The 22,336-nt window shown below is 60.7% G+C and carries 18 protein-coding genes, 2 tRNA genes and 3 rRNA genes; 14 read left to right on the top strand and 9 right to left on the bottom strand.

The features are described from left to right. Positions 1–7: 7 nt before the first annotated feature. The 4 genes from BCEP18194_RS17890 to BCEP18194_RS17875 form a co-directional block, all read right to left on the bottom strand. Positions 8–661, bottom strand: a complete 654-nt coding sequence (locus tag BCEP18194_RS17890; RefSeq protein ID WP_041492904.1) for a BspC domain-containing protein — start codon at positions 659–661, stop codon at positions 8–10. 139 nt (positions 662–800) lie between these two features. Next, positions 801–1,475, bottom strand: coding sequence for an energy-coupling factor ABC transporter permease (locus BCEP18194_RS17885; RefSeq protein WP_011352675.1), 675 nt, complete (start codon positions 1,473–1,475; stop codon positions 801–803). Between the two features lie 75 nt (positions 1,476–1,550). Then, positions 1,551–2,387, bottom strand: coding sequence for a response regulator transcription factor (locus BCEP18194_RS17880; RefSeq protein WP_011352674.1), 837 nt, complete (start codon positions 2,385–2,387; stop codon positions 1,551–1,553). 213 nt (positions 2,388–2,600) lie between these two features. Then, a complete protein-coding gene (locus tag BCEP18194_RS17875) occupies positions 2,601–3,818 on the bottom strand; it encodes a DUF2863 family protein (RefSeq protein WP_011352673.1) in 1,218 nt (405 codons plus the stop codon). Between the two features lie 567 nt (positions 3,819–4,385). On the opposite strand from BCEP18194_RS17875, the gene BCEP18194_RS17870 reads away from it, so the two are divergent. The 8 genes from BCEP18194_RS17870 to BCEP18194_RS17840 all read left to right on the top strand — a co-directional run bounded on the left by BCEP18194_RS17870 (position 4,386) and on the right by BCEP18194_RS17840 (position 11,097). Further along, positions 4,386–5,918 (top strand): 16S ribosomal RNA (locus BCEP18194_RS17870). A 63-nt stretch (positions 5,919–5,981) separates the two neighbouring features. After that, positions 5,982–6,058: transfer RNA gene (locus BCEP18194_RS17865), tRNA-Ile, on the top strand. 41 nt (positions 6,059–6,099) lie between these two features. Beyond that, a tRNA-Ala gene (locus tag BCEP18194_RS17860) sits at positions 6,100–6,175 on the top strand. 293 nt (positions 6,176–6,468) lie between these two features. Beyond that, positions 6,469–9,350 (top strand): 23S ribosomal RNA (locus tag BCEP18194_RS17855). 131 nt (positions 9,351–9,481) lie between these two features. Continuing rightward, positions 9,482–9,594, top strand: a 5S ribosomal RNA gene (rrf, locus tag BCEP18194_RS17850). Together the 16S, 23S and 5S rRNA genes with 2 tRNA genes alongside form the textbook arrangement of a ribosomal RNA operon. 252 nt (positions 9,595–9,846) lie before the next feature. After that, positions 9,847–10,251, top strand: coding sequence for a Cu(I)-responsive transcriptional regulator (cueR, locus tag BCEP18194_RS17845; protein WP_041493104.1), 405 nt, complete (start codon positions 9,847–9,849; stop codon positions 10,249–10,251). Between the two features lie 215 nt (positions 10,252–10,466). Beyond that, the gene (locus tag BCEP18194_RS39840) at positions 10,467–10,613 is read left to right on the top strand and encodes a DUF3563 family protein (protein ID WP_006478295.1); all 147 of its coding nucleotides are present in this window, start codon (positions 10,467–10,469) and stop codon (positions 10,611–10,613) included. 115 nt (positions 10,614–10,728) lie between these two features. Next, positions 10,729–11,097: a hypothetical protein gene (locus BCEP18194_RS17840; protein WP_174946716.1), complete on the top strand. Its 369-nt coding sequence runs from the start codon at positions 10,729–10,731 to the stop codon at positions 11,095–11,097. Between the two features lie 15 nt (positions 11,098–11,112). On the opposite strand, the gene BCEP18194_RS17835 is transcribed toward BCEP18194_RS17840, so the two are convergent. Further along, on the bottom strand, positions 11,113–11,958 hold the full coding sequence (locus BCEP18194_RS17835; protein ID WP_011352670.1) for a 23S rRNA (adenine(2030)-N(6))-methyltransferase RlmJ: 846 nt from the start codon (positions 11,956–11,958) through the stop codon (positions 11,113–11,115). Positions 11,959–12,070: 112 nt separating this feature from the next. Next, the gene (locus BCEP18194_RS17830) at positions 12,071–13,042 is read right to left on the bottom strand and encodes a potassium channel beta subunit family protein (RefSeq protein ID WP_011352669.1); all 972 of its coding nucleotides are present in this window, start codon (positions 13,040–13,042) and stop codon (positions 12,071–12,073) included. 164 nt (positions 13,043–13,206) lie between these two features. On the opposite strand from BCEP18194_RS17830, the gene BCEP18194_RS17825 reads away from it, so the two are divergent. Beyond that, positions 13,207–13,995: a 3-hydroxybutyrate dehydrogenase gene (locus BCEP18194_RS17825; RefSeq protein WP_011352668.1), complete on the top strand. Its 789-nt coding sequence runs from the start codon at positions 13,207–13,209 to the stop codon at positions 13,993–13,995. 119 nt (positions 13,996–14,114) lie between these two features. On the opposite strand, the gene BCEP18194_RS17820 is transcribed toward BCEP18194_RS17825, so the two are convergent. Continuing rightward, positions 14,115–15,314: an amino acid aminotransferase gene (locus BCEP18194_RS17820; RefSeq protein WP_011352667.1), complete on the bottom strand. Its 1,200-nt coding sequence runs from the start codon at positions 15,312–15,314 to the stop codon at positions 14,115–14,117. 263 nt (positions 15,315–15,577) lie between these two features. Between BCEP18194_RS17820 and uvrB the strand changes: the two genes are divergently transcribed. From uvrB to BCEP18194_RS17795, 5 genes are all read left to right on the top strand, one after another. Then, on the top strand, positions 15,578–17,668 hold the full coding sequence (gene uvrB, locus BCEP18194_RS17815; RefSeq protein ID WP_041492903.1) for an excinuclease ABC subunit UvrB: 2,091 nt from the start codon (positions 15,578–15,580) through the stop codon (positions 17,666–17,668). 220 nt (positions 17,669–17,888) lie between these two features. Beyond that, positions 17,889–18,440 carry an iron transporter gene (locus BCEP18194_RS17810; RefSeq protein WP_011352665.1) on the top strand — a complete coding sequence of 184 codons (552 nt, stop codon included), beginning with the start codon at positions 17,889–17,891 and terminating at the stop codon, positions 18,438–18,440. A gap of 55 nt (positions 18,441–18,495) precedes the next feature. After that, complete coding sequence (locus BCEP18194_RS17805; protein WP_011352664.1) at positions 18,496–18,828, top strand: cupredoxin domain-containing protein; 333 nt, start codon at positions 18,496–18,498, stop codon at positions 18,826–18,828. Between the two features lie 58 nt (positions 18,829–18,886). After that, positions 18,887–19,729: an FTR1 family iron permease gene (locus BCEP18194_RS17800; RefSeq protein WP_011352663.1), complete on the top strand. Its 843-nt coding sequence runs from the start codon at positions 18,887–18,889 to the stop codon at positions 19,727–19,729. Further along, positions 19,726–21,123, top strand: a complete 1,398-nt coding sequence (locus tag BCEP18194_RS17795) for a 4Fe-4S binding protein (protein ID WP_011352662.1) — start codon at positions 19,726–19,728, stop codon at positions 21,121–21,123. The genes BCEP18194_RS17800 and BCEP18194_RS17795 overlap by 4 nt, the downstream gene beginning before the upstream one ends. Positions 21,124–21,398: 275 nt before the next feature. On the opposite strand, the gene hemP is transcribed toward BCEP18194_RS17795, so the two are convergent. Together hemP and BCEP18194_RS17785 are read right to left on the bottom strand one after the other, a co-directional pair. Next, complete coding sequence (gene hemP, locus BCEP18194_RS17790; protein WP_011352661.1) at positions 21,399–21,650, bottom strand: hemin uptake protein HemP; 252 nt, start codon at positions 21,648–21,650, stop codon at positions 21,399–21,401. Between the two features lie 138 nt (positions 21,651–21,788). Then, positions 21,789–22,271 (bottom strand): SRPBCC family protein, encoded by a 483-nt coding sequence (locus tag BCEP18194_RS17785; RefSeq protein ID WP_011352660.1) that lies wholly within the window; start codon positions 22,269–22,271, stop codon positions 21,789–21,791. Positions 22,272–22,336: the final 65 nt, after the last annotated feature.

Here is a 22,336-nt window from a genome sequence, read left to right as displayed (position 1 = left end):
CGCCGTATCAGGACTTCTTCGCGGTCTTCTTCACGACCTTCTTCTGGCCGCTCGATTTTTTCGTTGCGACGGCCTTCTTGCTGCCGGTGCGGCCCGATGCCTTTGCCTTGCCCTTGCCTCGGTGCGACTTGCCCTTGAATTTCTTCGTCGAGGACGAGGAGCGCTCGACGCGCGGCTTCAGCGGCGGAACCGGGTCGTTCCAGCTGAACGCGAGCATTTGCTGACCGACATAGCCGCATCGGAATTTCAGCGGCGTCGGGTCGCTGCCGTCGCTATGGATGCCGAGGCCGTCGACCGTGACGATATTGTCGACCTTCACGCGCTGCTTGCCCTGGTCGAACGAGTCGTTCCATGGCGTGATCGTCGCGTTACCGCTGTCGAATGCGTTCGGCGCGAAGTCGACGCGGTCGAAGGCCGACGACGTGCTGGCGATGAAACTGCCGTGCGCTGCACAATCGGCGGCGAGCGGATCGGCATGCATTTCGTTGACGAATTTGTTGATCAGTTCGGAGCGCTGGTCGAGCAGATCGGCGAATGCCGGTGTCGGAAGCGCAAGCGACAGGCCCGCAATACAGGCTGCCAGCTTGCCGAGCGCCCGGAAAATCCGGAGCGACGCAGGAGAGCTGTCCATCTGGTTATTGGTGAGGAGCGAATGAGACATCGGGCACGTATAGATGCCCGATGAAGAACCGGAGTTCAATCTTAGCGTAAAAAAGTTGTGCGGCAGTAGATGTCGCATTCTGCCGCACTGCGCGAGGGGCTGCCGGTACGTGATGACAGTACAGCCGCCAGAGGGCAATTCAGGCGCGCGGGCCGCCGAGACGATAGCGCCGGACGTCGAAGGTCGTGACCCAGGCGGGGCGATAGACGGCGATGAGTGCCGTCGCCATGCCGGTGAACCACGCTTCGCCGAGTGCGAGCAGCGCGGTGTTCAGCAGATAGCCGGCGGGAATCACGACGGGCACGCCATCCGCGAGCGCAAGCTGGACCCCGGCCGCAGCAGCGGCGACCGCGATGATCGCGATGGCCGGCGACAGGAATCCCTGACCGGTAATGAACGACGCGAGATTGTGTGGCAACCATGCGAGTGCGGCGCGCTGCAGCAATGCCGACACGGCGACCGGCAGCGCGCCGTAGATCAGATAGGTCAGGCCAATGCCCTGCCAGGGCGCGTCGAAGATGATCGCGGCGACCGCTGTGACGGCGCCCATCGCGATCAGTGCGAGTGTCCAGTCGAACAATGTGACGAGCAGCGTCGCGCCGAGCAGATGCATGACGATGCCATCTTCGAGCCACGCATTCGAGGCCCAGAGGACCGCAATGGCGGTGACGAGCGCGAGCCACACGTGCTGGAGCGTGGCGTCCTGCAGGCGTACGAATGGACGATTCCAGATCGCGAGCGCGAGCAGGGCCACGGCGGCGATCCAGCCACCGATGCCAACCCAGAGCGGAAGCGGTGTGAAAAGAAAACCCATGCGTCCATATTACTCGTTGAGCATCAAAGGTGGGAATCCGCACACGCCGACCGTCGCAATATCGAGACTGTTTGCCTAGCGTTCCCGCCGGAACCGCGCCGGTGGCTCGGCGGCGATCGGCAGGTCCTGCGCGCTGTCGATCGAGGCAGGCAACGGGTACGGGCGGTCATTCCGTTGCGTACGCAGCGGCACCGGGCCGTGTTCGCCGATGGGCGGCTTGCGCGCGCGACTGCGGTTCGCCAGCAGCACCTCGAGGTGGGGCGACAGCCAGCCGTTGTAGATCGCCACCGCGGCGGCGCGGTTGGCGGCACCAAGCTGCTGGAAGATGCTGGCGAGATGGATCTTGACGGTGCCCTCGCTGATGCCGAGTGTGCGGGCGATCATCTTGTTGGTGCTGCCCATGTGGACGAAGCGCATGATCTGCGCCTGCCGTGGCGACAAGAGGCCGCTGGGCGGCCGGCGGGGAAGTGACCCGGCGAGTGTCTGGAAATGGGCATCGTAGCGCGCCGCAGCAGTAGAGGGCAGCAGGCGGAGCGCGATCGGCGGGATGTAGTGCCCGCCCAGCAGCACGATCTCGAGCGCACGCACGATCAGGTGTGGGCGCGTGGAATGCGGGATCACGCCGGCAACACCGTAGTTGAAGAAGCGCTGGATGGCTTCGGGCGATGTTTCGTCGACCAGGACGGCGACGGGTGTCGGCGAGCAAGCGTTGCAGATCGCCTGAAGCTCGCTGAGCCGGCCGACGTCGAGCCAGTCGATCGCGACGAGGTCGAAGCGCTGGTTACGCAGCAGCCTGCGCGCCTGGAAACTGTCGGGCGCGTCGTTGATGCCGGCGTGACGGTCGATCTGTCGCAACAGGGCCTTCAGTCCGTCACGCCGCTCGGCGTCTGAATTGAGCATCAGGAACCGCATATTCAACCTCCATTATGTGAGCCATTGATCTGCCGTCTGGCATGCCTTGGGTCTGATGATGACAAAGACCTTACACGATGTCTGCTTGGCTGAAAGGCTTAGGAAAAGTATGAAATTTCGGGCGGCGGGAGGGCAGACAAGTAAAAAGCCGCTCCGGCGGGAACCGTGAGCGGCTTCAGGTGGGCAGGCCATCAGGGCCTGCTGTGCTGCGGGTCAGTGGAAATGCGGCTGCGCGGGTGACGCGTCTTCCGGCATTTCTGCGTGGACGATTTCGCCGAGCGGATCCGCGTAAAGCGGCACGCCGCAGTCATCGCAGTATTCGGGTTCGAAGCGGCCCGCGTGCCGCCGGACGTCGGTTACGCCGCATTCCTTCAGCAGGCTCACGATTTCCTCGACCGGCCCTTCGATCGGTGCTTCGCCTTCGAGCGTTGCGCTGTCGATCGACACGTCGCCGTTTTCACGGCCGTAGAGCGGCCATACGACGCCGTAAATTACGTCGTTGCTGGCACGCCGCGTGAAGCCGACACGGTACTCGTCGATACGGCGTTCGCCGAAGCCGGCGACCACCGCGCGCAGCTCTTGCGGTGCTGCACCAAGTGTGTCGAAAAGATAACGAATGGCCGTTCTCACCGTGTGCGGACGCACACGTTCGTCCGCATCGCGGCAGGCGGAATAGTACGCGTCCGGAAGCAGGCATTCGAACTCGCAGCCGGGCAGGGCAATCGACAGGTTCGGGCCGCCCTGGGCCGTCCATTGCTCGAGGCACTGACCACGTTCGATCCGGCTGCCGCTTTCTTCTTCCTGCCAGCGGAACAGTGGTGCGCCAGCGGGGGCCGCGACGACGGCGAGCAGGAAGCGCGGGTCGGCCAGGATCGGCGAGGTTTCGGGCAGGTCGCCGAAGCTGAGCTTGGGCGTGTGCTGGCTGATCGCCGCATGCGCGAGCTGCTGGGCGAGCCGGTAGGTCTCGACATGGTGGCGCGGCAACTGGTCGATGCTGTAGAGGAACGGGGCAAGCCCGACGAGGGTGCCGTTCGCAAGCACGTGCGCCTGCAGGTGTGTTCGCAGCGCGTCGGCAACGTCGCCCTTGAGCGGGCCCGACGGAATCATGTAGCGCGTCCATGCGAGAACCGGGACGGCGACCAGCAGCGCATCGAACGGTTGGCCTTCGTGCTCGATCACCATCGACTCGCTGTGCGTCTCGGCCATGTCGGCGAGCGCGCCATAGGCGTCGGGGTGATTCTGCTGAAGATGGTCGAGCGCTGCGTCGAGCGTGGTCTGGTTGCCGTTGCGGACAATCTTGGCGAGCAGCGCGTCGAGCTTCGCTTCCCAGAAGCGATCCTCGATGCGGCTGCCCGACGCGAAGAGCGCAAGCGACAGACCGACCAGTTTGTCGGCATCGGGGGGGAGGCGTTTGGCGATTCGCTGGCGCATATTAAAGACGTATATAGAAAGAGGCGAAGAACCTCACATTCTAGTCCGTTCTTTGCACCATAAGCGGTCTCGTGCCGAGGCATGGCCGGCCGGCCGAATTGCAGCTTTTGTAAAAAAGTTGCTTCAAACCCCTTGCGCGAATGCCGCGAGCTACCTACAATCACGCCTCTTTCGCGCTAACGGAAACACGGCGCGGAAGAGGGAAGCAGGGTCGGCGGTGCGCAGCAGTCTGGAGCGCGCAACTGGCCTGGAAGTTGAGCCCCGCAGTCGCAACGATGTAGTGAAAAAAGTTGTTGACGAAATGCGAAACACGGTTCATAATCTCGCTTCTCTGCTGCTGAAAACGCAGCGCTGCTGAGAAACACGAAGTTCCTCGCAGAATGCTCTTTAAAAATTAACAGCCGATAAGTGTGGGCGCTTGATGGAAGCGAGCTGATCCTCGGATCAGATAGCGAAAGTATCAAGAGTCTCACACTAAAGTAAGTCAGGTTTATGAAGCAATTCATATTCCTGTCAGCTTTGAGTGAGCGACCGGTTCTTAACTGAACCGAAAACAGTAACAGGTTTAAACTGAAGAGTTTGATCCTGGCTCAGATTGAACGCTGGCGGCATGCCTTACACATGCAAGTCGAACGGCAGCACGGGTGCTTGCACCTGGTGGCGAGTGGCGAACGGGTGAGTAATACATCGGAACATGTCCTGTAGTGGGGGATAGCCCGGCGAAAGCCGGATTAATACCGCATACGATCTACGGATGAAAGCGGGGGACCTTCGGGCCTCGCGCTATAGGGTTGGCCGATGGCTGATTAGCTAGTTGGTGGGGTAAAGGCCTACCAAGGCGACGATCAGTAGCTGGTCTGAGAGGACGACCAGCCACACTGGGACTGAGACACGGCCCAGACTCCTACGGGAGGCAGCAGTGGGGAATTTTGGACAATGGGCGAAAGCCTGATCCAGCAATGCCGCGTGTGTGAAGAAGGCCTTCGGGTTGTAAAGCACTTTTGTCCGGAAAGAAATCCTTGGCTCTAATACAGTCGGGGGATGACGGTACCGGAAGAATAAGCACCGGCTAACTACGTGCCAGCAGCCGCGGTAATACGTAGGGTGCGAGCGTTAATCGGAATTACTGGGCGTAAAGCGTGCGCAGGCGGTTTGCTAAGACCGATGTGAAATCCCCGGGCTCAACCTGGGAACTGCATTGGTGACTGGCAGGCTAGAGTATGGCAGAGGGGGGTAGAATTCCACGTGTAGCAGTGAAATGCGTAGAGATGTGGAGGAATACCGATGGCGAAGGCAGCCCCCTGGGCCAATACTGACGCTCATGCACGAAAGCGTGGGGAGCAAACAGGATTAGATACCCTGGTAGTCCACGCCCTAAACGATGTCAACTAGTTGTTGGGGATTCATTTCCTTAGTAACGTAGCTAACGCGTGAAGTTGACCGCCTGGGGAGTACGGTCGCAAGATTAAAACTCAAAGGAATTGACGGGGACCCGCACAAGCGGTGGATGATGTGGATTAATTCGATGCAACGCGAAAAACCTTACCTACCCTTGACATGGTCGGAATCCCGCTGAGAGGTGGGAGTGCTCGAAAGAGAACCGGCGCACAGGTGCTGCATGGCTGTCGTCAGCTCGTGTCGTGAGATGTTGGGTTAAGTCCCGCAACGAGCGCAACCCTTGTCCTTAGTTGCTACGCAAGAGCACTCTAAGGAGACTGCCGGTGACAAACCGGAGGAAGGTGGGGATGACGTCAAGTCCTCATGGCCCTTATGGGTAGGGCTTCACACGTCATACAATGGTCGGAACAGAGGGTCGCCAACCCGCGAGGGGGAGCTAATCCCAGAAAACCGATCGTAGTCCGGATCGCACTCTGCAACTCGAGTGCGTGAAGCTGGAATCGCTAGTAATCGCGGATCAGCATGCCGCGGTGAATACGTTCCCGGGTCTTGTACACACCGCCCGTCACACCATGGGAGTGGGTTTTACCAGAAGTGGCTAGTCTAACCGCAAGGAGGACGGTCACCACGGTAGGATTCATGACTGGGGTGAAGTCGTAACAAGGTAGCCGTATCGGAAGGTGCGGCTGGATCACCTCCTTTCTAGAGCTTCTCGCAAAGTTGAGCGCTCACGCTTATCGGCTGTAAATTTAAAGACAGACTCAGGGGTCTGTAGCTCAGTCGGTTAGAGCACCGTCTTGATAAGGCGGGGGTCGTTGGTTCGAATCCAACCAGACCCACCACCGTCTTGACTGGCGGTACACCCTGAGGAATATCTGTACATGGGGGCATAGCTCAGCTGGGAGAGCACCTGCTTTGCAAGCAGGGGGTCGTCGGTTCGATCCCGTCTGCCTCCACCAATCACCAACGCTAAGGGCTTGGTTCAGACACTGAACCGAGAATTTTGCATTGGCGATTGAGCCAGTCAGATGATATGAATAAAACCATATCGGCTGTCGTTCTTTAACAATCTGGAAGAAGTAAGTAATTTGGATAGCGGAAGCGTCTATGAGATGGACGTGAAAACTATCCGGGTTGTGATTGTATCGATGTATCTCAAGATGATTCGAACTCTATGTTTGACTCAATTGGAATACGGCACAAATGCGAGAACTCAACCTGTAACGACTGTCGAGAGACAGACTCGTTATAGGGTCAAGCGAACAAGTGCATGTGGTGGATGCCTTGGCGATCACAGGCGATGAAGGACGCGGTAGCCTGCGAAAAGCTACGGGGAGCTGGCAAACAAGCTTTGATCCGTAGATGTCCGAATGGGGAAACCCACTCCTTTTGGAGTATCCATGGCTGAATACATAGGCCATGCGAAGCGAACGCGGTGAACTGAAACATCTAAGTAACCGCAGGAAAAGAAATCAACCGAGATTCCCAAAGTAGTGGCGAGCGAAATGGGATGAGCCTTGCACTCTTTATTTATATTGTTAGCCGAACGCTCTGGAAAGTGCGGCCATAGCAGGTGATAGCCCTGTAGGCGAAAACAGTATGAAAGAACTAGGTGTGCGACAAGTAGGGCGGGACACGTGAAATCCTGTCTGAAGATGGGGGGACCATCCTCCAAGGCTAAATACTCGTGATCGACCGATAGTGAACCAGTACCGTGAGGGAAAGGCGAAAAGAACCCCGGGAGGGGAGTGAAATAGATCCTGAAACCGCATGCATACAAACAGTCGGAGCCTCGTAAGGGGTGACGGCGTACCTTTTGTATAATGGGTCAGCGACTTACGTTCAGTAGCAAGCTTAACCGTATAGGGCAGGCGTAGCGAAAGCGAGTCCGAATAGGGCGTTCAGTTGCTGGGCGTAGACCCGAAACCAAGTGATCTATCCATGGCCAGGATGAAGGTGCGGTAACACGTACTGGAGGTCCGAACCCACTAACGTTGAAAAGTTAGGGGATGAGCTGTGGATAGGGGTGAAAGGCTAAACAAACTTGGAAATAGCTGGTTCTCTCCGAAAACTATTTAGGTAGTGCCTCGTGTCTCACCTTCGGGGGTAGAGCACTGTCATGGTTGGGGGGTCTATTGCAGATTACCCCGCCATAGCAAACTCCGAATACCGAAGAGTGCAATCACGGGAGACAGACATCGGGTGCTAACGTCCGGTGTCAAGAGGGAAACAACCCAGACCGCCAGCTAAGGTCCCCAAATATAGCTAAGTGGGAAACGAAGTGGGAAGGCTAAAACAGTCAGGAGGTTGGCTTAGAAGCAGCCACCCTTTAAAGAAAGCGTAATAGCTCACTGATCGAGTCGTCCTGCGCGGAAGATGTAACGGGGCTAAGCTATATACCGAAGCTGCGGATGCGTGCTTTGCACGCATGGTAGGAGAGCGTTCTGTAAGCCTGCGAAGGTGTCTCGGAAGGGATGCTGGAGGTATCAGAAGTGCGAATGCTGACATGAGTAGCGATAAAGGGGGTGAAAGGCCCCCTCGCCGTAAGCCCAAGGTTTCCTACGCAACGTTCATCGGCGTAGGGTGAGTCGGCCCCTAAGGCGAGGCAGAAATGCGTAGCTGATGGGAAGCAGGTCAATATTCCTGCACCATTGTTAGATGCGATGGGGGGACGGATCGCGGAAAGTTGTCCGGGTGTTGGAAGTCCCGGTCGCTGCATTGGAGAAGGCGCTTAGGCAAATCCGGGCGCGGAATTCAAGGGTGTGGCGCGAGCTCCTTAGGGAGCGAAGCAATTGGAAGTGGTTCCAAGAAAAGCCTCTAAGCTTCAGTCTAATGATGACCGTACCGCAAACCGACACAGGTGGGCGAGATGAGTATTCTAAGGCGCTTGAGAGAACTCGGGAGAAGGAACTCGGCAAATTGGTACCGTAACTTCGGGATAAGGTACGCCCTTGTAGCTTGATGCCCCTGCGGGCAAAGGGTGAAGGGGTTGCAATAAACTGGTGGCTGCGACTGTTTAATAAAAACACAGCACTCTGCAAACACGAAAGTGGACGTATAGGGTGTGACGCCTGCCCGGTGCCGGAAGATTAAATGATGGGGTGCAAGCTCTTGATTGAAGTCCCGGTAAACGGCGGCCGTAACTATAACGGTCCTAAGGTAGCGAAATTCCTTGTCGGGTAAGTTCCGACCTGCACGAATGGCGTAACGATGGCCACACTGTCTCCTCCCGAGACTCAGCGAAGTTGAAGTGTTTGTGATGATGCAATCTACCCGCGGCTAGACGGAAAGACCCCATGAACCTTTACTGTAGCTTTGCATTGGACTTTGAACCGATCTGTGTAGGATAGGTGGGAGGCTATGAAACCGGAACGCTAGTTTCGGTGGAGCCGTCCTTGAAATACCACCCTGGTTTGTTTGAGGTTCTAACCTTGGCCCGTGATCCGGGTCGGGGACAGTGCATGGTAGGCAGTTTGACTGGGGCGGTCTCCTCCCAAAGCGTAACGGAGGAGTACGAAGGTACGCTAGGTACGGTCGGAAATCGTGCTGATAGTGCAATGGCATAAGCGTGCTTAACTGCGAGACCGACAAGTCGAGCAGGTGCGAAAGCAGGTCATAGTGATCCGGTGGTTCTGTATGGAAGGGCCATCGCTCAACGGATAAAAGGTACTCTGGGGATAACAGGCTGATACCGCCCAAGAGTTCATATCGACGGCGGTGTTTGGCACCTCGATGTCGGCTCATCTCATCCTGGGGCTGTAGCCGGTCCCAAGGGTATGGCTGTTCGCCATTTAAAGAGGTACGTGAGCTGGGTTTAAAACGTCGTGAGACAGTTTGGTCCCTATCTGCCGTGGGCGTTGGATATTTGAAGGGGGCTGCTCCTAGTACGAGAGGACCGGAGTGGACGAACCTCTGGTGTACCGGTTGTCACGCCAGTGGCATCGCCGGGTAGCTATGTTCGGAAGAGATAACCGCTGAAAGCATCTAAGCGGGAAACTCGCCTTAAGATGAGATATCCCTGGGGACTAGATCCCCTTGAAGGGTCGTTCGAGACCAGGACGTTGATAGGTCAGGTGTGTAAGCGCAGTAATGCGTTCAGCTAACTGATACTAATTGCCCGTAAGGCTTGATCCTATAACAAGTCTGTCTCGCGCTGAAAACAGCGCGTCGGACTGGTTGATTCTCGTGTGTGATACACACAACTCAAAATTACTGCTTCTTCCAAGATTGGTTGTGCTGCGAAGCCAGCGCAACATCCCTCTTTGCCTGATGACCATAGCGAGTCGGTCCCACCCCTTCCCATCCCGAACAGGACCGTGAAACGACTCTACGCCGATGATAGTGCGGATTCCCGTGTGAAAGTAGGTAATCGTCAGGCTCCCTAAGCCAAGAACCCCCGCCCGAAAGGCGGGGGTTTTTGCATTGGCGCGGCAGAAATGAATAGGCGTTGAGGACGAGCGCGCTATTCCTCAGATCCCACTGGCACGCACGCCAGCTCACTCAGCAGAGATTCTGCAGTCACGCCTTACTCCGGAACGAAACCACGCGATTTGATACGATCGACGTGCCGTCGGCGATTGCACGAGTCGACGTTCATGTTCGAAACCAGGGCTTGATGGAGAGGGCGGGAATGAATATCGGCGACGCGTCGCGCGAATCCGGAGTCAGCGCAAAGATGATCCGGTACTACGAACAGGTCGGTCTGCTCGCGCCGAGCAAGCGTACCGACGCCGGCTACCGGATCTACGGTGCGGACGAGATCCATATCCTGCGCTTCATCCGTCAGGCGCGACGCCTTGGCTTTCTCGTCGAGGACATCCGCAAGCTACTGATGCTCTGGCAAGACCGCTCCCGCGCGAGCGCCGAAGTGAAGTCGATTGCCCTCGAGCATGTGGCCGAACTCGACAAGCGCATCGCCGAGCTGAGCGACATGCGCGACACACTGGCCGATCTTGCTGCGCACTGCCATGGTGACGGACGGCCCGAATGCCCGATTTTGGCGCGTCTTTCTGACCCCGTTGGTGAACCAAATTAGTGCGCGCACTCGAGGCTCAAATCAGGCCTCGATTCGATTTTTATAAAAATCAATGAGTTACGACGCTTCGGAGGGCGGTCATTCCAATTGGGAATGGTTTCCATGCAAGTATTTCACTAGCATCTTGGTGCGGCATCGCTATAATTCGGGATAACCCTATACGGGAAATCCCTGAACACCGATTCACCAGGGGTCCCCCTTCCTTGGAGAACGTTATGATCGCCTACATCGTCGAAAAGCTGAGCAACTGGTTCGAATCCGCAGAACGTGAACGCCGTGAGGCCTACCTCGCCACGTCGTCGGACATCGTCCAGCTCGAAAGCCGCATCCGCTCGCTGGAAACCAACGGCTACTCGCTGTAATCGGAGTCACCTTCAGGTGCCACGTGGCACCGAACGATAAGCAAGCCCCGTATTTGACGGGGCTTTGTTTTTTTGTGCGCCGGATCTGGCGCAATCGTCAGTCCAGCGCTATGGTATGCACCTGCTTTTCATCCTGAAGGACACGATCATGCGTTTGCGTCTCGATGTGCGTCGAAGTGCCCGCGCGCGTCTCGTTCTGGGCGCGGCGGTGCTTGTCCATGGACTCGCGGCCGTTGCCGCGACGTCGTCCAAACCGTTGATTCTCGATACGCAACGCGGAATCCAGGACGGCAAGGGCGGGTTGGTGCTGCAGACGGCACCGTTGTCTTCCGAGCCGATCGTCGAGCCGGCGGGCATGCGGGCGCCGGCCGGGCAGGCGCCGAACACGTCGGTTCCGCTGTTCGTCGCACCGTATATCAATGTCCCCGCGTGGGGTGGACAGCAGCCCCCCCAGCCCAGGCTCGCACCGAGACCTCAGCCGTAACGGCCAGTCGCCCGATCAGTTTCCGCGGTGTTCGATCTGGCAGCGGGCGCCGCTATCCTGTCCGAGCATCTCGACCAGGTAGGGCAGTGCCTCGTTCATGCTCTGGGCGAGCGTATACGGCGGATTCAGAATGAACATCCCGCTGCCGTAGAGACCCAGCCCGTCAGTCGGCGGATTCGATACCGTCAGTGTCAGGTGCAGCCAGTTGTTCGGTTGCAGGCGCTTCAACTGCTCGGGAAAACGCTGCGATTCGGTCCGGGTCACCTGCGGATACCAGACTGCATAGCAGCCGGTCGCGAAACGCTTCAGGCATTCCGTCACGCAAGTCACCGTGCGCGCGTAATCCTTCTTGTCCTCATAGGACGGGTCGATCAGCACGAGTGCGCGTCGCGGCGGCGGCGGCAGCAGCGCCTTGACGCCTTCGAAGCCGTCGCCCGCGAAGATCATCGCGCGTCGCCCCGCATCACGGAAATTGTGGCGTAGCACGTCGATTTCCGTCGTGTGCATTTCGAACAGGCGCATGCGGTCCTGCTCGCGCATCGATCGCCAGGCGATGTACGGAGAACCGGGGTAGAAGCGCAGTTCACCGTCGTCGTTCAGCGCGCGAACTTCATCCACATAATCACCCAGCGCCTCCGGCAGGTTCTTTTCGTTCCACAGTCGGCCGATTCCGGTGTCGAATTCCGACGTCTTCGCCGCGTAGCCGTCGCGCAGCGAGTACACGCCGGCACCGGCATGCGTGTCGATGTACCAGTACGACTTGTCTTTCTTGTTCAGGTAGCGCAACAGCTGGACGACGACGGCGTGCTTGAGCACGTCCGCGTGATTGCCTGCGTGAAAACCGTGACGATAACTGAGCATGGCGGGCTGCCTGAAACGAAAGGTGAGTCGATGAAAGCGGTCGATCGTGCGCGGCCGTCAGGACGGGCGCCGATGCGGGCCGCGTATTGTACGCGAGTGGCCGCGCATCGCCTTACTCGTACGCGTCGCCGACCACCTCCTCGATGCGTTGCTTCACATCCGGTGTCAGCTTCTCGGCAACGTCGAGCGCGCGCATGTTGTCACGGATCTGCTCGATCCGCGACGCACCCGTGATGACCGAACTCACGCGCGGATTGGCGAGCACCCACGCGATCGCGAGCTGGGCCGTGCTGCATCCGAGCACGGCTGCGATTGTGCCGAGCCGTTCGACGATGTCGTTGGCGGCTTGATTGGTCAGGCGGTCGCGCATCCAGTCGTAACCCTGCAACTGTGCGCGGCTGCCTGGCGGCACGCCGTTGCGGTACTTGCCGGTGAGCAGGCCCGATGCCAGCGGGCTCCAGGTAGTGAGGCCGAGACCGTAGTCGTCATAGAGCCGCGCGTATTCCTGTTCGACCCGCGTGCGATGGAACAGGTTGTACTGCGGCTGCTCGACGACGGGCTTGTGCAGGTGATGCCGCTCGGCGATCTCGCACGCAGCGCGGATCTCGTCGGCACTCCATTCCGACGTGCCCCAGTACAGCGCCTTGCCGCGTACGATCATGTCGCTCATCGCCCAGACGGTTTCCTCGATCGGCGTGTTCGGGTCGGGGCGATGGCAGTAGACGAGATCGACATAGTCGAGTTGCAGCCGGCGCAGCGAGCCGTCGATGGCGTTCAGCAGGTACTTCCGGTTCAGCGTGTGATACTGGTTCGGCGCTTCGGCCAGGCCCCAGAAGAACTTCGTGGACACGATATAGCTGACGCGCGGCCAGTCGAGCGACTTGAGCGCTTGGCCCATGATTTCCTCGGATTTGCCGCCGGCGTAGACTTCGGCGTTGTCGAAGAAATTGACGCCTGCGTCGCGCGCCGCAGCCAGGCATTCGCGCGCGACCCGCTGGTCGACCTGGTTGCCGTAGGTCACCCACGAACCGAGCGAAAGCTCGCTGATCTGCAGGCCGGAGCGGCCTAGCCGTCGATAGTGCATGCGAATCTCCTGCGTGACAGAACCGACCTTAAGCTTAGACGTTTTGCGCGCGAACGGCGGGGCCGATCGTGCACAATGATGGCTGGCCCGCCAGTACGATCGCGCGACGGTAGCGGATGTGGCGGGCGCGTGTTTTATCGATCCGACAACCGGAGGAGACGGACATGGCAGCAGATCTGAGCGGCAAGACCGCAGTCGTCACGGGCGCCGCGAGCGGCATCGGCAAGGAAATCGCACTCGAGCTCGCCAAGGCGGGCGCGGCCGTTGCGATCGCCGACCTGAACCAGGACGGCGCGAACGCCGTTGCCGACGAGATCGTCAAGGCGGGCGGCAAGGCGATCGGCGTCGCGATGGACGTGACGAACGAGGAAGCCGTGAACAGCGGGATCGACAAGGTGGCCGCAACGTTCGGCTCGGTCGACATCCTCGTGTCGAACGCAGGCATCCAGATCGTCAACCCGATCGAGAACTACGCGTTCTCCGACTGGAAGAAGATGCAGGCGATCCACGTCGACGGCGCGTTCCTGACGACCAAGGCCGCGCTCAAGCACATGTACAAGGACGATCGCGGCGGTGTCGTGATCTACATGGGCTCGGTGCACTCGCACGAAGCGTCGCCGCTGAAGTCGGCGTACGTGACGGCCAAGCACGGCCTGCTCGGCCTGGCCCGTGTGCTGGCGAAGGAAGGCGCGAAGCACAACGTGCGCTCGCACGTCGTGTGTCCGGGCTTCGTGCGCACGCCGCTGGTCGACAAGCAGATTCCGGAGCAGGCGAAGGAGCTCGGCATCAGCGAAGAGGAAGTGGTGAAGAAGGTGATGCTCGGCAACACGGTCGACGGCGTGTTCACGACCGTTCAGGACGTCGCGCAGACGGTGCTGTTCCTGTCGGCCTTCCCGAGCGCCGCGCTCACGGGCCAGTCGTTCATCGTCAGCCACGGCTGGTTCATGCAGTGATGCGGGCGTGGGCAGGGTAGTTGCCCGCCGGCGAATGGCATAAAAAAACGCGCTCCGTAGAGCGCGTTTCTATTTTGGCAGGGCGGGGCCGATGACGGCTGCCACCCGCTCAAGCCGCGTTACTTCAGGACGGCTGCGACCGCATTGGCGACCGCGTCGAGGTTGCGCGTGTTCAGTGCTGCGACGCAGATCCGGCCCGTGCCGACTGCGTAGATGCCGAACTCGTCGCGCAGGCGATCGACTTGCGCCGAGGTCAGGCCCGAATACGAGAACATCCCGCGCTGCTCGTTGATGAAGCTGAAGTCGCGATCGACGCCGCTTGCCTTCAGGCGCTCGACGAGACCATTGCGCATCGAGCGGATACGATCGCGCATTTCACCGAGTTCCTGCACCCACGAAGCGTGCAGTTCCGGCGATGCGAGCACCGCTGCGACCACGGCGCCGCCATGGGTCGGCGGGTTCGAGTAGTTCGTGCGGATCACGCGCTTCAGTTGCGACAGCACGCGCGTCGCCTCTTCCTTGCTCGACGTGATGATCGACAGTGCGCCGACGCGCTCGCCATACAGCGAGAACGACTTCGAGAACGACGACGACACGAATGCGTTCAGGTCAGCCGCGGCAAACAGGCGCACGGCAGCAGCATCGGCCTCGATGTTCTCGCCGAAGCCCTGGTAGGCCATGTCGAGGAACGGCACGAGGTTGCGCGCCTTCACGACGTCGACGACCTGTTGCCATTGCGCTTCGGTCAGGTCCACGCCGGTCGGGTTGTGGCAGCACGCGTGCAGCACGACGACCGTACCTGCCGCGTAGCTATTCAGTGCCGACAGCATGCCTTCGAAGTTCACGCCATTGGTGGCAGCGTCGTAATACGGGTACGCAACGACTTCGAAACCGGCTGCTTCGAACAGCGCGCGGTGGTTTTCCCAGCTCGGATCGCTAATCGCGACCTTCACGTTCGGGTTCACGGTGCGCAGGAAATCGGCGCCGATCTTCAGTGCGCCCGTGCCGCCCAGCGCCTGGGCCGTGACCACGCGACCAGCTGCGATCAGCGGCGAGTCGTTGCCGAGCAGCAGCTTCTGCACGGCCGCGTCGTAGGCAGCGATGCCGTCGATCGGCAGGTAGCCGCGGGGCAGGCCGGCGTCGACACGCACCTTCTCTGCTTCGCGAACCGCGCGCAGCAGCGGAATCTTGCCTTCTTCGTTCGTGTACACACCGACGCCGAGGTTGACCTTGGTCGGACGCGCATCGGCGTTGAAGGCTTCGTTCAGGCCCAGGATCGGGTCGCGGGGAGCAAGCTGGACAGCGGAGAAGAGCGACATGATGATTCTGCAGTAGTGAAAAGAGGGTCAGGCTTTCAACTGGCGGGGCGGTCGCGGTGGACCGCGCGCGGGCAGGCACGACGCCGGAAAGCGCAGCAGCCTGACATTGTAGCGAATTCGTGCAGGCGGGGGCGGCGAATCGGTGGCGAAATTCGGCGGCAAATCGAGATGCCGGGCGGCCGCCGCGCGTCAGGAGCCGACAGCAGTTCGCGACGCCGCGAAGCGCTAGAATGCTTTCTTTGCCCTCGCTCCGGCCGCATTCCATGTACGAACATAAAGCCGAAACCGGCGACGCGCTCGACGAATCGAAATTCGTGACCTTCGAAGGGTCGCCGTTCCAGCTGTATCAACCGTATCCGCCCGCAGGCGACCAGCCGACCGCGATCGAGACGCTCGTCGAAGGGGTCGAGGACGGTCTCTCGTTCCAGACGCTGCTCGGCGTGACGGGCTCGGGCAAGACCTTCACGATGGCGAACACGATCGCGCGACTCGGCCGCCCGGCGATCGTGTTCGCGCCGAACAAGACGCTCGCCGCTCAGCTCTACTCGGAATTTCGCGAGTTCTTCCCGCGCAACGCGGTCGAGTACTTCGTCTCGTACTACGACTATTACCAGCCTGAAGCGTATGTGCCGCAGCGCGACCTGTTCATCGAGAAGGACTCGTCGATCAACGAGCACATCGAGCAGATGCGGCTGTCGGCGACGAAGAGCCTGATGGAGCGTCGCGATGTCGTGATCGTCGCGACGGTGTCGGCGATCTACGGTATCGGCAACCCGTCCGAATACCACCAGATGATCCTGACGCTGCGCGCCGGCGACAAGCTCGGCCAGCGCGACGTGATCGCGCGGCTGATCGCGATGCAGTACACACGCAACGAGCAGGATTTCCAGCGCGGCACGTTCCGCGTGCGCGGCGACACGATCGACATCTTCCCGGCCGAACATGCGGAGCTGGCCGTGCGCGTCGAATTGTTCGACGACGAGGTGGAGACGCTGCAGCTGTTCGACCCGCTGACCGGGCGCGTACGGCAGAAGATCCCGCGCTTCACCGTGTATCCGTCGTCGCACTACGTGACGCCGCGCGACACCGTGATGCGCGCGGTCGAGACGATCAAGGACGAACTGCGCGAGCGGCTCGAGTTCTTTCACAGCGACGGCAAGCTCGTCGAGGCGCAGCGCCTCGAGCAGCGCACGCGCTTCGATCTCGAGATGCTGCAGGAGCTCGGCTTCTGCAAGGGCATCGAGAACTACTCGCGGCATTTCTCGGGCGCGTCGCCCGGCGATCCGCCGCCGACCCTCGTCGACTACCTGCCGCCCGATGCGCTGATGCTGCTCGACGAATCGCACGTGCTGATCGGCCAGTTGAACGGCATGTACAACGGCGATCGCGCGCGCAAGGAAAACCTCGTCAACTACGGGTTCCGGTTGCCGTCGGCGCTGGACAACCGGCCGCTCAAGTTCCCGGAGTTCGAACGCAAGATGCGCCAGGTCGTGTTCGTGTCGGCTACGCCGGCCGACTACGAGAAGCGCGTGACCGGGCAGATCGCCGAACAGGTCGTGCGGCCGACGGGCCTTGTCGATCCGGAAATCGAAGTGCGGCCGGCGAGCTCGCAAGTCGACGACGTGCTGGCCGAGATCAATGCGCGCGTGAAGGCCGAGGAGCGTGTGCTGATCACCGTGTTGACGAAGCGCATGGCCGAGCAGCTCACCGAGTTTCTCGCCGATCACGGGGTCAAGGTGCGTTACCTGCACAGCGACATCGACACGGTCGAGCGCGTCGAGATCATCCGCGACCTGCGGCTCGGCACGTTCGACGTGCTGGTCGGGATCAACCTGCTGCGGGAAGGGCTCGATATTCCCGAAGTGTCGCTCGTCGCGATCCTCGACGCGGACAAGGAAGGCTTCCTACGCGCCGAGCGCTCGCTGATCCAGACGATCGGCCGTGCGGCCCGGAACGTGAACGGCAAGGCGATCCTCTACGCGGACAACATGACCGAGTCGATGAAGCGCGCGATCGGCGAGACCGAGCGGCGCCGTGCGAAGCAGATCGCGCACAACGAAAAGATGGGCATCACGCCGCGCGGTGTCGTGAAGCGCATCAAGGACATCATCGACGGCGTCTACAACGCGGACGAGGCACGCGCCGAGCTGAAGGAAGCGCAGCAGCGCGCCAAATTCGAGGACATGTCGGAAAAGCAGCTCGCCAAGGAAATCAAGCGCCTCGAGAAGCAGATGGCCGACTACGCGAAGAATCTCGAGTTCGAGAAGGCAGCCTCGACTCGCGACCAGCTTGCGCTGCTTCGTGAGCGCGTGTTCGGTGCGAACGTCGGCGATCACATCAACGGCGGCCGGTAATTCTTTCCAAGCGTCACCGAAACCCGGAGGTAACGAGCCTGTAAGCCTTGTCGGATCAGGGGTTTACACGGCTCCCCGTTTGTTCCGAAACAGGTTCGGTGCTAAACTCCACAATTATTGAGAATTGTTCGCATTAACGTTCTTCGTCGCGTTAGTGTTTTCAGTGGGCCGGCCAGGCGGTCGGTCCGCATGGTTCCAGATCAAATAACAAGGAGTGTCCATGTTGGGTTCTTCGTTCATCCGCACGACGGTTGCGGTAGCGGCGGCGCTTGCCGCGATGTCGGCCTCGGCTGCCGAATATCCGATCGGCAAGCAGCAGATCCAGGGCGGCATGGAAATCGGCGCGGTGTACCTGCAGCCGATCACGATGGACCCGGAAGGGATGATGCGCAAGGCGTCGGATTCCGACATCCACCTCGAGGCCGACATCCATGCGGTCAAGAACAACCCGACGGGTTTCGCGGAAGGCGACTGGATGCCGTACCTGCAGGTCACGTACAAGCTGACGAAGCAGGGCGACGCGAAGTGGAAGGCTGAAGGCGACCTGATGGGCATGGTCGCGAGCGACGGCCCGCACTACGGCGACAACGTGAAGCTGAACGGCCCGGGCAAGTATCACCTGACGATGGTCGTCAAGCCGCCGATGCAGACGGGCCACATGGCGTTCGGCCGTCACATCGACAAGGAAACGGGCGTGGGCGCATGGTTCAAGCCCGTTACCCTCGAGTACGACTTCCCGTTCGCCGGTATCGGCAAGAAGGGCGGTTACTGATCGGTGGCATCACGGACGGCGCGCTTCGGCGCGCCGTCGGCGTAGAGAACCCAGAATGAAAATTCCCCAGAAAGTCTTTGCCGCAGCCGCTGCGTTGTGGTTTGCCGGCGCAGCGTACGCTGCCGATCTGCCGACGTTCAAGCTCGAAATGACGGACGGCAAGCTGAATCCCGCCCGCATCGAAGTGCCGGCCGGCCAGCGTTTCAAGATCGAGATCAAGAACACCGGCAAGGGCGCCGCCGAATTCGAGAGCGTGCAACTGCGCAAGGAGAAGGTGCTCGCTCCGGGCGCCGATTCGTTCGTGGTCGTCGCACCGTTGTCACCGGGTGAATACAAGTTTTTCGACGATTTCCACCAGCAGGCGCAGGGCGTGATCGTCGCGAAGTAACGCGTTTTATCTGCGCGCGGGCACACCTGCCCGGTGTACTGCGCGTCAGGAGGTATCGATGGGTCAGATCTTGTTCATCGTCTGGCGGGAGAGCGTCGAAGCGCTGCTCGTCGTCGGCATTCTCTATGCATGGCTGAAAAACGGCGACGACGACGCGCGCCGCGGCCTGCCTTTTCTCTGGACCGGCGTCGGTGTCGGCCTGCTGATGGCCGTCGGCCTCGGTGCCGCACTGGTCGGTTTCACTGAAGTGCTGTCCGGCGACGCGCAGGACTACTTCCAGACCGCCATGGTGCTGATCGCATGCGTGCTGATCGTGCAGATGGTGCTGTGGATGCGCCGCCACGGCCGCACGCTGAAGCGCGACATGGAGCAATCGCTGCAGCAGAGCACGCGCGATTCGAACTGGTGGGGCGTCGCGGTGCTGGTCGCGCTGGCGATCGCGCGCGAAGGCAGCGAAACGGTGATCTTCCTGTACGGTCTCGGATTCGGCCAGTCGGGTCACGTCGACGGCAGCCAGATGCTTGCGGTCGTGATCGGTCTCGGCCTCGCATTCCTCACGTTCTATCTGCTGCAGCTCGGCGGCAAGTACTTCTCGTGGCGGCATTTCTTCCGCGTCACCGAAGTGATGCTGCTGTTCCTCGGCGCGGGCCTGTTCCAGACCGGCGTCGACAAGCTGATCGACAAGGAAATCCTGCCGCTCGGCATTTCGCAGGTGTGGGACACGTCCGCGATCCTCGATGATTCGAGCACGTTCGGCTCGCTCGTCGCAACGCTGACCGGCTATCGTGCGCACCCGGCACTGACCAACCTGGTTGCCTACGCGGTGTACTGGGCGGTGGTCTGGCTGCTGATGAAGCGTGCGAGCCGTCGTCCGGCCGTCGCGGCAGGTCGCGCGGCATGAGCGTTGTCGCCGCAGCCAAGCAGGGCTGGCTCGCGCAGGCCGGCCAGTGGATGCAGCGCCACGGTGCGCTGATCCGCGGCATCCAGTGGGCCGTCGTCGCCGTCTATGCGTTCCTGATCATCGTGCCGGCGGTGCTGCCGCTGCCGGACGACACCGCGCACCTGTGGAGCAACCTCACGCTGATCGCGCAATTCACGTTCTGGGGCATCTGGTGGCCGTTCGTGCTGCTGTCGATGGTGATGCTCGGCCGTGTCTGGTGCGGCGTGCTGTGTCCGGAAGGGGCGCTTACCGAATTCGCGAGCAAGTTCGGCCGCGGCGGTCCGATTCCACGCTGGATCCGGTGGGGCGGCTGGCCGTTCGTTGCGTTCGGGCTCACGACGATCTACGGGCAGATGGTGAGCGTGTACCAGTACCCGCTCGCGGTGCTGTTCGTGCTCGGCGGCTCGACCGTCGGCGCGATCGTGATCGGCGTGCTGTACGGCCGCGAGAAGCGCGTGTGGTGCAAGTACCTGTGTCCGGTCAACGGCGTGTTCGGGCTGCTCGCGCGGCTCGCGCCGATGCGCTACAAGGTCGATGAGGATGCATGGCGCCGTTCGTACAAGAACGGCGAGCATGGCCATCGCGTGATTCCGATCAACTGCGCGCCGCTCGTGCCCTTGCGCAACATGAAGGGCGCGGCGGACTGCCACATGTGCGGCCGCTGCAGCGGGCACCGCGATGCGATCTCGCTGTCGCTGCGCTCGCCGTCCGACGAAGTCGTGAACCTCGGCGCGCAGCAGGCGAACCCGTGGGACACCGCGCTGATCCTTTACGGTCTGCTTGGCGTCGCGATCGGCGCGTTCCACTGGACCGTCAGCCCGTGGTTCGTGCAGATCAAGCAATGGCTCGCGGGCTGGCTGATCGACCATGACATCACGTGGCCGCTCGAGACCAACGCGCCTTGGTTCCTGCTCACGCACTATCCGGATCGCAACGACGTGTTCTCGTGGCTCGACGGCGGGCTGGTCATCAGCTACATCGTCGGTACGGGGCTCGTGTACGGCACGGCGCTGCTGGTGCTGCTGGCCGGCGCCACGCTGATGCTCGGCCGCTTCGATCGCGTGCGGCTGCATCATCTTGCGCAGGCGTTGATTCCGATTGCAGGCGCGGGTGTGTTCCTTGGCCTGTCGGCCACGACACTGTCGCTGCTGCGTGCCGAGCATGTACCGCTCGGCTGGGCGACCGATGTGCGCATCGCGATCCTGGTCGGCGCCAACGCATGGAGTGCGTGGCTCGCATGGAAAGTGACGGGGCGCTATGCGGGCTGGCTGCGCCGGCTTGCGGCATTCGCGTGGTTCGCCGCCGGGCTTGCCGTCATCGACAGCGCATGGTGGTTGATGTTCTGGGGTTTCTGAAGCGGATCGCATACCGCTTCGGCGGTCACGCAGCGACGCGATAACGAACCCGGGCGGCGTGCTTCACGCATTGGCCGCCTAAATAAAAAAAGCGACACGTCGAAGGACGTGTCGCTTTTTTTCTTCCTTGTGCGAGAACCAAAAAAAGTGGCTTGGCTTGCTGCAACGGCTGCTTGAGTGTGTTTGCACGAAGGGGTCTAGATCTCGCGTGCAAGCCGTTACGCTGGCTACTGCCCAACACCTCTCAGGGAGGTGGTCCCCACAATACTCTGTCGTTACTTCGTCAGGATCAGTTTGCCGAGCCGTGTGGCGCGCAACTGATAGGTCTCTCCGTTATGCGCGATGCTGACGTGGCTTTGGCCTTGCAGCAGCGCATCGCTGCTGACGACCCGCGTGCCTGCTTCGCGGTTGCCGGCGGATTTCGCCGGCGTGGTGACCGCTGCCGTCTTCTGACGGCTGCTGCCTGCAGGGCCGGTCGTGCGGCGCAAGGTCAGCGTGGTCGGGGTCGGGCGCATGGTGTCGGTCATTCGTTTGATCGGTGACTGTCGATACGATGGAATGAATTCTAAATGATAACTATTCCCATTTACAAAAACTCTTTATCGATCGAAATCGTGAACCTGATAGCTTGAGTCAAAGAGGCGGCCCGCAGGCCGCCATCGGGTTCAGTGCAGCGGATCGGGGTCCTTGCGGCCCTGTGCGTACTCGCGGATCAGGCGGACCGTGTCGATATCCGACGTGCGGTACGCCTCCTTGACGATCCCGTGCGTCTGTCGCGCGTCTTCGCTGTCGTCCGTGACGACCAGCGTCGTGCGGTATTCGAAACGCAGGAACAGCTCGTGGTCGTCGCGTTCCTCGATCGTCATCGTCAGCGAGCCGCCGATCTCGCCGCCGGCGGCGAGGATGTCGTAGCGGACCTGCTGGTTCGGCGTGAACGTGACGTGATCGCGCACGGTCGCGTGACCGTAGTGCAGTTCGCGTTCGAGCGTCGTATCCGTGCGCTCGTGGACGACGCAGCTGTCGAGACCGAGCACGAACAGTTGCGGCTGTTCGGCGCGCAGCACGAGACCTTCCCAGAGCTGGTCGCGGGTGAGGGTCGGCACGGCCGGATCGTCGGAATTGATCTGGATCAGATGTTCGAAGTTCAAGGGGACGGGTTCCTTCTGGTGGCGGGCGGCCACATGGTTCAAGAAGTCATTGTGACGCAAAACGG

The sequence above is a fragment of the Burkholderia lata genome, assembly GCF_000012945.1.
In the GTDB taxonomy this organism is placed as follows: Bacteria; Pseudomonadota; Gammaproteobacteria; order Burkholderiales; family Burkholderiaceae; genus Burkholderia; species Burkholderia lata.
This window is presented reverse-complemented; position numbering and strand designations above follow the sequence as displayed.